Raw genomic sequence first — 11,388 nt, forward strand, 5'->3', positions numbered from 1 at the left:
GGCGTGTGCTGTGCGGCCGCTCAAGCGCTGCCGCTGACGTCGGTGCCATGCAGGCGGCCAGCGACATGACTGCCGTGCGCTGCGGTCTGCTCCCGCGTCGGCGGCGCTTTATGATCAAGCTCATGCAAAATGCCGCAATGATGCGTCGCGCGCGCGGCATCGCAGCGGCCGCGCAAATCGTTAAGCTCCGCCTCCAGCGCCTGTAGCTCCGCCATGCGGGTGCGGACGTGCTCCAAATGCGCCTCAATCAAACCATCGATTGCGCTACAGCTGGCATCAGGCTCCTGGCGTGCCGCCAACAGTTCGCGGATTTCGTCATGGGTCATCTCCAGCGAATGGCAGCGACGGATAAAGACCAACTGCTCCAGGTGGCGCTTGTCATAGTGGCGGTAGTTGTTGTTCTGGTCGCGTAGTGCCGCCGGCAGCAGTTGCTCCCGCTCGTAATAACGCACCGTCTCTATCGGGCAGCCGCCCTGACGGGCCAATTCGCCGATTTTCATTCCGATCTCCTCAATACTCTCTTGACCCTATAGTAGCTTCAGGGTGTTAAATTGACAACTAACGACAAGCCATCGGGAGACTGCCACCATGAACGGCAACGAGAAATTACCCCGTCGCGCCGCGAAAATTACCACGGCACGCCCCCTTGCCGCTGGTGCTACGATTGCGGATGGCGTCCAGACCCGCGGCAACACCTGCTGCGGCGCCCGCCCGCAGGGTGCCGGCGCCACGCGAAGCGAGCCGCGACAAGAACCCCTCGCGGCGGCGCGGGAAGTGGACGGCGACGTGCGCACGCCTATTCGTATCATGCAGATGGACTGCCCCACCGAAGAAGGGATGATCCGCAAGAAACTCGCGTCTCTGCCTGCGGTAACGGCGATGGAATTCAATCTTATGCAGCGGGTGCTGATGGTGGTCCATCGCCCGGACAGCCTTGACAGCATCCTTGCAGCAATACGGTCCCTGGGTTTTACCCCGCAGATCGCGGCGGCCGACGCGCCGCTCGCCGACGACGATCTGCCGCGTCAACGCCGCTGGCCGCTGGTGCTGGCCGCTATCGCCGCCTTTGCCTCGGAAATCAGCCACTGGTTGTCGTGGCCGGACGGAATCAGCGCCGTGCTAGCATTGCTGGCGGTCGTCGCCTGTGGCCTGACGACCTATAAAAAAGGCTGGCTGGCCCTGCGGCAGGGGACAATGAATATCAATGCGCTGATGAGCATCACCGTCACCGGCGCGCTGTTAATCGGGCAATGGCCTGAGGCGGCGATGGTTATGGTCTTGTTTACCCTCGCCGAACTGATAGAAGCCCGTTCCCTCGATCGCGCCCGCAACGCCATCAGCGGTTTACTGCAAAGCGTGCCGGCGACCGCCAGCCAGCAGCAGGCCGACGGCAGTTGGCAAGAGGTTGAGGTCGATACGGTACCGGTCGGCAGCCTGCTGCGGGTCAAACCCGGCGAACGCGTCGCCCTTGACGGCACGGTTGAGCAAGGAAATTCAACGGTGGATCAGGCGTCTATCACCGGTGAGAGCCTGCCGGTGGAAAAACGGCCGGGGGATACGGTCTTTGCCGGCACGCTCAATCAGGCCGGTTCATTTAGCTACCGGGTCACCGCCACCATCGGCGATACAACCCTGGCCCGTATCATCCACGCCGTCAGCGAAGCGCAGGGGAACCGCGCGCCGACCCAGCGTTTTGTCGACCGTTTCGCGCGTATCTATACCCCTCTGATCCTAGTTCTCGAGGTCTTGGTAGCGCTTTTGCCGCCGTTATTGCTGGGCGGCGGTTGGTATGAGTGGATCTACAAAGCTCTGGTGATGCTGGTGATCGCCTGTCCGTGCGCTCTGGTCATTTCAACGCCGGTGACTATCGTCAGCGGTCTAGCCGCCGCGGCGCGGCAGGGTATTTTGATTAAAGGCGGCGTTTATCTGGAAAAAGGGCGGAGCCTGCGCTGGCTGGCGCTCGATAAAACCGGCACGTTGACGCACGGGAAACCCATCCTGACCGATCGCCACACCTTCGGCGTACGGGACGCAGAGGCGCTCTATCAACTGGCGGCCGGGCTGGCTTCCCGCTCCGATCATCCGGTCTCGCAGGCCATTATCCAGGCGGCCGAACGGGAAGGCAACGCTCCCGTCAGGGTAACCGATTTCACAGCCCTGCCCGGCCGCGGTATCACGGGAGTGACGGCGGACAGCCAGTGGTATCTCGGCAACCGGCGGCTAGCGGATGAACTGGGGCTGTCAACCGACGTCCTCGATCCGCGGGCAGCCGCGCTGGAACAGCAAGGCAAAACCCTGGTAATGCTGATGGGCGAGGGAAAAGTACAGGCGCTGTTTGCGGTGGCGGATACGCTGAAATCACATAGCCGCGCAGCCATCGCACAATTGCACCAGGCCGGCGTCAAAATATTGATGCTCAGCGGCGACAACACGCACACCGCCAGGGCAATTGCGGCGCAGGCGGGAATCGATGAAGCCTATGGCGATCAATTGCCGGAAGACAAACTGCAAAAGATAAACCAGCTGGCGGACCGGGGCACGGTAGGAATGGTAGGCGATGGCATCAATGATGCGCCGGCGCTGGCCCGGGCGGATATCGGTTTCGCTATGGGCGCGTTGGGCAGCGACACAGCCATTGAAACCGCGGATGTCGCCCTGATGGATGACGATTTGCGCAAGGCTGCGCAGTTTATCCGGCTGTCGCGTGCCACCCACCGCATTCTGATACAAAATATTGCGCTGGCGTTGGGCATCAAGGCAGTGTTTTTACTATTGACGTTGGCAGGCGCGGGCACCATGTGGATGGCGGTCTTCGCCGATGTGGGCACCAGCCTGCTGGTGGTGGCCAACGGCCTGCGGCTGCTGCGCCAGGCGCCGCGCAGTCGGCCAACACCCGCACACGGTAACGCGGCAGAGCAGCCGCTACTATAAAGTCTTCCCCGCGGAGGCGCCCTGCGTCGCCGCGCGGTCGGTAACATTCACCAACAGTTCCCTGGCCCGCCAAGGCGGCAAGGCCGGGCAAGCCGGTCTAGACTTGGGGTAGACGTTCCACATAGCCAGCCTTTGGAGGTACAGCTCAGATGGACACCCCTGCTACGCGGCCCGCGACCGCCGTTTCGCCCGAAGAACTTCAGCTAATGCATCGCTACTGGTCGGCGGCCAACTATCTCTCGGTCGGGCAAATTTATCTGCTGGACACCCCGCTTTTGCGTCAGACGCTGATACCCGAACATATCAAACCCCGCCTGCTGGGCCACTGGGGCACGACCCCGGGATTGAATTTTATCTATGTCCACCTGAACCGCATTATTCGCGCGCGCGATGCCAATGTGATTTACATTTACGGCCCCGGTCACGGCGGGCCGGGCATGGTGGTCAATACCTGGCTGGAAGGCTCTTACTCACCGGCCGGCATGGCTTGTTTACCTGTTATGAAGCGTTCATCCATATCGTCGATTCCATGTTCAATCAACACGCCAAATGGCTGAAGGTGTCACGCGCCCTGCCCTGGCGCAAGCCGGTATCGTCCCTTAACTACCTGCTTTCCTCCCACGTCTGGCGCCAGGATCATAACGGTTACAGCCATCAGGATCCGGAATTCGTCGATCTGGTCGCCAATACTCTGCTGTGGGTCGGCGATCACTGCCTGAATACCTTTGACCGGATCAATGTCATCGTCGCCGGCAACGAAAGCGGCGGTAAGTGCGGTAAGGGTCCTGATGTGGTCATGGCCTGCGCCGGCGATGTGCCGACCATGGAGACCCTGACGGCGGTTGATTTACTGCGCCAACATCTGCCCGAGATGATCATCCACGTCGTCAACGTGGTCGATTTACTCGGTCTACAGGCAAAACAGCAGCATCCCCACGGCCACACCGACGCCTTTTTCGATGAGATTTTCACGCCGGATCGTCCGGTGGTCTTCGCCTATCACGGCTACCCCTATTTGATCCATCGCCTGACCTATAAACGTCAAAATCATGCCAATTTCCACGTGCGCGGGTTTATGGAGGAAGGGACCACCACCACTCCGTTCGATATGACAGTGCTCAACGAGGTGGACCGTTTCCATTTAGCGATAGAGGCCATTGAGCGGGTACCGGGACTGCAACACACGCCGGCGGCGACAGCGGCTCTCGGGCTGTTCCGCCGCAAGCTTGATGAGCACTATCACTATGTGCGCACCCACGGCGACGATTTGCCTGAAGTCAGGGACTGGCGCTGGCAGGCAAGGCCATGATGCGTTTCGCAGCATAGCGGCCAGACGGTCCAGAATTCGGACCGCAACCGGCTGTCGGCAGGGGGGCGTTGCGGCAGCGCCGCTTATCGGGAGGAAAAATCACCCCGTCTGCCAAGGTGCCGTTGGCGGGTATTGCTTGTGCCCACCATCGGCTGACGGGGAGAGTCATTGTTTGCGCCCGCCACCGGCCGGCGGTGAGAAGACGCTCATTCCAATAGCCTAACCCGGCCGGAAAACTTCTATTTCAGCCAGTTTCTGCTCGGCTTCGGCGGCGCCTTCTTTCTGGCGCCGGCCTTGCTGGCGGGGATAGGCGGCGTGGTGGCCGAGCCGCGCAATCTGGTCAGTTTTTCGGTGCTCTTCGGTATGAGTCAGAATATCGGCGGCCTGCTGGGCACTTTTCAGGTGTTGCGCGAAAAATTTCACTCCAGCCAACTGACCGAGCGGTTGACGCTGGCGAATCCGCTGGTAGCGGAGCGTGTGAACAGTTATACCGCCGCCTACGGTGGCGTGTTGAACGACAGCTATCTACAAGGGGTACAGGGGTTGTCGCAGTTGCAAAGCATTGCAAGCCGCGAAGCCAATACGCTGGCCTATAACGATGTCTACCTGCTGACCACAGCGATTGCGCTGGTGACGCTGGTATGGATTCTATGGCGTTTACTGCGGCTGCGCATTCAGGCGCGACGTGCACAGGGCCACGACGATAAGACAAGCGGCAACGGCGGCGGCGCCGGAAAAAGAAAAAAGCAGTAACGCGCGCATTTTAACCATCATGATTTCGGCGGCGATCGCGCTTATGGGCGTATTGATGATTCTCTACGCCTGTCAATTGCCCCCTTTCACCCGCCAGGTTCAGTCAACCGACAACGCTTATGTCCGGGGGGGGGAGGGGGGCAAGTCACCGTCATCAGCCCCCAGCTCAGCGGCTATATCACCGAAGTGCGGGTGCAGGATTTTGCCTGGGTCCGGCGGGATGATATGCTGATGGTTATCGATCAGCGCATTTATCGTCAGCAGGTACATCAAGCTCAAGCGCAATTATTGATGAAGCGCGCGGCGTTGGATAATAACGTACAGCAGCGCCGAGGTGAAAAACGCCGAAGCGCAGGCACGCAAAGCGCAGTTGGATTTGCAACGCGTGGAGAATCTGGTCGCCGACAGTTCGTTATCGCTGCGTGAGCGTGATGCCTCACGCGCCAGCGCCAGTCAGGCGGTCGCCAATATCGCCCAGGCCAAAGCCTCGCTGGAAAAGGCGCAAATCGATCTGGCCAATACGCACATTGTTGCACCTCGCGACGGCCAGTTGGGCCAGATTTCGGTGCGTCAGGGCGCCTATGTCAGTGCCGGCACCCATTTGACCTAGCTGGTACCGGAACACATGTGGATCATAGCCAACATGAAAGAAACGCAAATGGCCCGGATCCGGCTGGGACAGCGGGCCAGCTTCAGCGTCGACGCCCTTGATCATGCTACCTTCAACGGCGTGGTGGAGAGTATCTCGCCGGCTACCGGATCCGAGTTCAGCGCCATTTCATCCGACAATGCCACCGGTAATTTCGTCAAAATCGCCCAGCGTATTCTCGTGCGCGTGCACATCGACCACGATAATGCCCTGTACCGACTGCTGCGTCCCGGGATGTCGGTGGAGGTGGATATCGACACCGACAGTTCGCCGGCCGTGCAGGAGAGAGCTCAGGTTGACCCTGACACGACACCGGCGTCTCCGGACGGCGCCTCAACAGCCCCTGATAGCACGCCGGCTGTGTCTGGTGCGGCAGAGGGAGTGAAACACTGACGGCCCGTCAATGCCTGCGCCGCCCTTTAACCAGTTGCGTCTGGGGCCAGACGGCTCCAGCCCACCAATCGACCCAACACAGGCCCCCTCCGCACTGGTGGAACAAGCGCTACGCAATAACACCGATATCCTCACCACCGGGCGCGGGTCGAGGAATACCGCGCCCTCCTGCGGGCAATTCAGGGCGACAGGCTGTCGACGCTTTAGGCACAAATCAACGGTAGCCGTGCCCGCACGCTTTCCTCGGTGACCGGTCTGCCTATCCACAGCACCTTTTATCAGGGGGGGATTACAAGCCAGCGACAATGTCGATCTCTGGGGGCGCAGCGCGACAGCGCCGCCGTGGCACGGGCAATTCTGGAAGCACAGCAGGCGGCCGCGGCTATGCTGACCGTCGCCTCGGGTTATTTCACGCTGCGTTCGTTGGATGAAAAACTGACGCCGACCCGGGAAACGCTGCAAACGCGGCAGAACTCGCTCAACCTGGCGCGCCGGCAATTTGAAACCGGTTACTCCTCACGGCTGGAGCTGGAGCAATCGCAAGCGGAATATCAGGCCGCGCGGGCGCAAATACCGCAGTTGACGCATCAAATCACCGAGCAGGAAAACGCGTTGCGCATCCTGGTGGGAGCAATCCCGGCAGCGTGGTTCGCGGCGCCGACATGAATCATATTGTCGCGTTGCCGCTGCCCGCGGTGCTGCCGTCGGAGCTGATGCGCCGTCATCCCGATATCGTGCAGGCAGAACGCCAGCTGATTGACGCTGACACCTCTGGCCGCCGCCTGCACCAATTTTCTGCCGTCGATCAATTTGACCGCCACCGGCACACTGCAGGATGACGCGTTGGCGAAATTGCTTGATAACCCTTTCCGTCTGTGGAGCGTCTGCGGCAGTATTCTGGCCCCGCTACTTAACCGTGAAGCGCTGAATACGCAGGTGGACATCGCCACCTCGCGTAACCAAACGCTATATAATTACGAGAAAACGGTACGCAACGCCTTTGGCGAAGTCAATAACAGCCTGGACAATATATTGCAGCTGCGCGATCAGCTTGCGCAAACCCGCTCGCAGCAGGAGGTGGTGCAGGAGCAATTACGTATCGCGCATAACCGTTATATTAACGGCTACGCGTCCTATCTGGAGGAGTTGGACGCACAGCGCACGCTTTATGCCACCCAGATAAGCGTAATCACACTACAAAACGATCTGCTGCAGGCGCAAACCGATCTTTACCACGCTTTGGGCGGCGGTTGGCAGGTGGACCCCGCAGCGGCATCCCGATAAGCGTCGGCTGACGACAGCACTACTCGACGTTTCGCGGTAGAAGAACTGTCCTTGATGTCGCCAAGCCCCTTAAAGGCGGGCGCCCTGCAACGCAGGGCGATCACCAACGTGATAACCCAGTAACGGAACGGCAATGCTTCAGTGCCAAACAGCGTCTGCATGAAGGGAGCATAAATAATCAGCAGCTGGAGCAGCAGCACGGCGCTGACCACCCAAATCCCCCCGGTTAGCCAGCAGGCCTTTATTGAGTGAGAAGCCGTCCACAACGCGGCAGTTAATCATGTAGAACCACTGTGCTGACACCAGCGTTTGCAGCAGCACGGTGCGTATAAATTCCGGAGAATGCCCGCGCGGTTGCAGCCAGGCCTCCAACACAAAGGCGCTAAAGGCGATCATGCCACCGACAAACGCTACGCGCCAGAGGGCAAACTTGTCCATCACATGCAGGCGGGGATCGCGCGGCGGCCGTCGCATAATATTCGCCTCGCCCGCCTCAAACGCCTGGCCGAAGGAAAGCGTGGCGGAGGTTGCCATATTCATCCACAAAATCAGCAAGGGCGTAAGCGGAATCAGATTCCTTGCGATCAACGCAATAATGATCAGCAGCCCCTGCGCCAGATTGGTCGGCATGATGAACAAAATGGTTTTCTTCAGGTTATCATAAACGCGCCGTCCTTCTTGTACCGCGCTGGCGATGGTGGAGAAGTTGTCATCCGTCAGCACCATATCGGCAGCCTCTTTGGTCACCTCGGTGCCTTTGATGCCCATCGCGATACCGACATCGGCCCGTTTCAAGGCCGGCGCGTCATTCACGCCATCACCGCATGCCGACGATCTCCTGTTGACTTTGCAGCGCCCGCACCAAACGGAATTTATCCTCCGGGCTGGTGCGCGCGAAAATATCATACGCCTGCGCCGCTTCGCTGAGCTGGTTATCGTCCATCGCCTCCAGTTCTTGACCGGTGATGGCCTGGTGCGCGTTGCCGATACCCAGCATCTGACCGATACTCATCGCCGTCTGCGGATGGTCGCCGGTGATCATCTTCACCCGGATGCCGGCCTGCAGGCAGTCGCGAATCTCAACGATCGCTTCGGGACGAGGCGGATCCATCATGCCGCTGATACCGAGAAAAATTACGCCCTGCTCAAGATCCTGATGCGTCAGTTCCCCCTGCCCGGCTGTAACCGGTTTCCAGGCGGCGGCAACCATGCGTAGCCCCTCGCGAGCATACTCAGCAATTTTACTTTCCCAATAAAGTTGATCAAACGGCTGCAGACCGTTTTCCGTTTGCTCTTCACGGCACAGCCGGAACAGAACATCCGGCGTGCCGGTCAGCAAAATACACTCCTCATCACCGACAAGATGATGCGTCGCCATGTACTTAATACTGTGAATCGAAGGGAATTTTACTGCGCAACGCGGTGGTGACGGGGGGCAGCGTCATTTTGGCCGCCAGCACTTTCAGCACGCCTTCCTCGGTCCGCCGGTAACCTGCCAGTGGCCATTTTCATCCTGCATCAATTGACTGTCGTTGCAGAGATCGATTGTGCGCAAATACCGCTCCAGCAACGAACCGACGGCGACGGCGACGGGCGTTTGGCTGTCCACGGGGTGCATGGCGCCCACCGGCGCATAGCTGTCCCCCTCAACGCGATACACCCGATCGGCGATAATCACCGCTTTCACCGTCATTTCATTCAGGTCAGCATGCCGGTTTTATCGGAACAGATGACCGTCATCGCGCCCAGCGTCTACACGGTCGGCAGCTTGCGAATGATGGAGTGCTGACGCGCCATGGTCTGTACGCCAAGGGACAAAATAATGGAGATAATGGCGGGCAGCCCTTCCGGCACCGAGGCCACGGCCAGGCTGATAAGAGACAGCATCAATTCCGTCAGCGGCATCTCGCGAAACAGCAGGCTGAAGGCAAACAACGCGGCCATCATGACCAAGATGCTGATGAAAATGCTTTTGCCCAGTTTGTCCATTTGCACCAGCAGCGGCGTATGGTGCTGCTCGATATCGGACATCATCTGGTTAATATGACCCAATTCGGTCGCGCCGCCGGGCGCCACCACCACGCCCCTGCCGGCGCCAGAGCTCACGGTTGTCCCGGAGAACACCAGATTGGTGCGATCGCCAAGCGATAGCTCGCCCGCCAGCGCGACGGTGGTTTTTTCCACGACCGTGGATTCGCCGGTGAGGATGGCCTCTTCAACGCGCAGACCGTGCGCCTCGATAATTTTCAGATCCACCGGAATGCGATCGCCGGCGCGGATAACCACGACATCCCCCGGCACCAGCGCTGCGGTGGGCACCGTTTCGTGGGCTCCTTGCCGAATAATGACCGCTTCGCTGGAAAGAATGTTGCGGATATTTTGCAGAGATTTTTCCGCATTGCTTTCCTGTATATGTCCGATAAGCGCATTCACCACCGCCACGCCCAGAATCACCAGAGTATCTACCCAATGCCCCATCACGGCAGTCAATACCGCGGCGGCCAAAAGCACATAAATCAATACGTCATTGAAAATGTGCAAGAAAGCGTAACCATGCCGGCCGGCCTTTTTTCTGCGGCAGCACGTTCTCACCGTGCGTTCGCAGACGCATAGCGGCCTATTCACAGCTTAATCCTTCCGCCGTGCTGTTTAATTTCTCCAGCGTTTCCGTCACCGACAGCTGGTAATAATGCGGCATCGACTCCACCGCGTGTAATTGGTTTTCTGTCTTCATAAAACGTATCTTCTTCCGGCTTAGGCAATCAGCGAATAACAAAAACCGGCACACGGGCATAACGCACAATGTCCGCTGCATCGGATCCAAGCAGGTGGGTCTGAATATTGGTATTACGTGAACCAATAATGATGACATCGGCCGCCAGTTCATCCGCCGCCCGCGTCACCTTGTCGCGAACATTGCCGGCGCGGATATGACAATGGACATTGTCCTGCGGTATAGCGATTTTCTTGGCGAAATCACTCAGCTTTTCTCTCGCCGATTGCGTAAGAAATTCTTCCATCTTGCGCGCATCGGAAACAAACCCACACATCAGCAACGGTGAGAATTTCTGGATAATATTCACTAAATGAATCTGCCCTGCCGAGCTTTTTGCCAAAAACTCAGCATGGCGGAGGGCTTTGTTGAATAAATCAGAACTTGTGACTACGCCCCCCTAGCAGATCGATTGTTATGCGATCCGGATGCTGTTCGGCATTCCTAACAGCGTCATTTTGTTAAGCGTTTTGAACCGGAATATAGCTATTTCAGCCACTAAGCGTCGATGATAGCCCACTTGCTTTTTCCATACATCGTTACTGCCGCTTGGACGCTGATTCGCAACGGTGTAGTTACGCTCATGGTATCGGTCTGGCCAATATTGCGCCCCACCTCGTGGAGGAATAAGAGGCCTTATTTTCTTCCTCAGCAGAGCATCATGACAGTAGCGGGTATCGTGAGCGCCATCAGCCGACGCTTCCCTGATTTTCCGCTGGGTCTGGTTTATCAGAGCGGGTAGGGCCTGAGCATCCGTCATACCGCTGAGCGATAAGTCAGCACCGATAATCTTATGCATTACACTGTCTGCGGCCATATGCAGCTTACGCCACACCCTCCGTCTGTCGGCACCATGCTGTCGGACTTTCCATTCGCCTTCGCCAAAGACCTTCAGGCCGGTTCCGTCAATGACTAGAGGTGAGATTTCACCACGGGTCGGCGTTTTTATGCTGATCTTAACTGTCTTTGCTCGCTTGCTGATCAGCGAGTAGTCTGGGCATCTTAGCGGCAACACCATCAGTTTAAATAGCCATATCTGCGTAGTGAAGCGGCCGGCCACGCCGTTCAGGCGTCGTTTTTTCCGTCCATGCAACAATTGCCGACTCATACCAGCCATATCGTCAGAGCCCCGCGCTGCTTGAGAGCTTTGTTGTAAGTGGACCAGTTGGTTATTTTAAACTTTTGCTTTGCCATGGAGTGCAGATGTTGAAATGACGGTAGTGATCTGAGCAGACGATCACCTAAAAGTTATATTTATTCAACAAAGCCGTGATGGAGTATTAATTAAAAAAAGCA

At 58.2% G+C, this 11,388-nt stretch carries 3 protein-coding genes and 7 pseudogenes; 6 read left to right on the top strand and 4 right to left on the bottom strand.

Annotated features, from left to right (window positions below; translation table 11 throughout):
- Positions 1-20: 20 nt before the first annotated feature.
- The gene (cadR, locus tag SGP1_RS16780) at positions 21-500 is read right to left on the bottom strand and encodes a Cd(II)/Pb(II)-responsive transcriptional regulator (protein WP_011411799.1); all 480 of its coding nucleotides are present in this window, start codon (positions 498-500) and stop codon (positions 21-23) included.
- Positions 501-588: 88 nt separating this feature from the next.
- Here cadR and SGP1_RS16785 point away from each other — a divergent pair, with 88 nt between their 5' ends.
- The 6 genes and pseudogenes from SGP1_RS16785 to SGP1_RS36715 form a co-directional block, all read left to right on the top strand.
- Positions 589-2,931, top strand: coding sequence for a heavy metal translocating P-type ATPase (locus SGP1_RS16785; protein ID WP_011411800.1), 2,343 nt, complete (start codon positions 589-591; stop codon positions 2,929-2,931).
- A 206-nt stretch (positions 2,932-3,137) separates the two neighbouring features.
- Positions 3,138-3,350, top strand: a pseudogene (locus tag SGP1_RS36710) (hypothetical protein); the annotation flags it as partial.
- 33 nt (positions 3,351-3,383) lie between these two features.
- A pseudogene (locus SGP1_RS16795) lies at positions 3,384-4,240 on the top strand (phosphoketolase); the annotation flags it as partial.
- Positions 4,241-4,441: 201 nt separating this feature from the next.
- Positions 4,442-4,993 (top strand): annotated as a pseudogene (locus SGP1_RS16800) (MFS transporter); the annotation flags it as partial.
- Between the two features lie 19 nt (positions 4,994-5,012).
- Positions 5,013-5,915: pseudogene (locus SGP1_RS28035) on the top strand (HlyD family secretion protein); the annotation flags it as partial.
- A 549-nt stretch (positions 5,916-6,464) separates the two neighbouring features.
- Positions 6,465-7,319 (top strand): annotated as a pseudogene (locus SGP1_RS36715) (TolC family protein); the annotation flags it as partial.
- A gap of 98 nt (positions 7,320-7,417) precedes the next feature.
- On the opposite strand, the pseudogene SGP1_RS16815 reads toward SGP1_RS36715, so the two are convergent.
- The 3 genes and pseudogenes from SGP1_RS16815 to SGP1_RS16825 form a co-directional block, all read right to left on the bottom strand.
- Positions 7,418-10,053: pseudogene (locus SGP1_RS16815) on the bottom strand (HAD-IC family P-type ATPase); the annotation flags it as partial.
- 28 nt (positions 10,054-10,081) lie between these two features.
- The gene (locus tag SGP1_RS16820; RefSeq protein ID WP_083764873.1) at positions 10,082-10,435 is read right to left on the bottom strand and encodes a universal stress protein; all 354 of its coding nucleotides are present in this window, start codon (positions 10,433-10,435) and stop codon (positions 10,082-10,084) included.
- Between the two features lie 72 nt (positions 10,436-10,507).
- Positions 10,508-11,286, bottom strand: a pseudogene (locus SGP1_RS16825) (IS5 family transposase).
- Between the last annotated feature and the right edge of the window lie 102 nt (positions 11,287-11,388).

This window comes from Sodalis glossinidius str. 'morsitans', from assembly GCF_000010085.1.
Lineage (GTDB): Bacteria > Pseudomonadota > Gammaproteobacteria > Enterobacterales > Enterobacteriaceae > Sodalis > Sodalis glossinidius.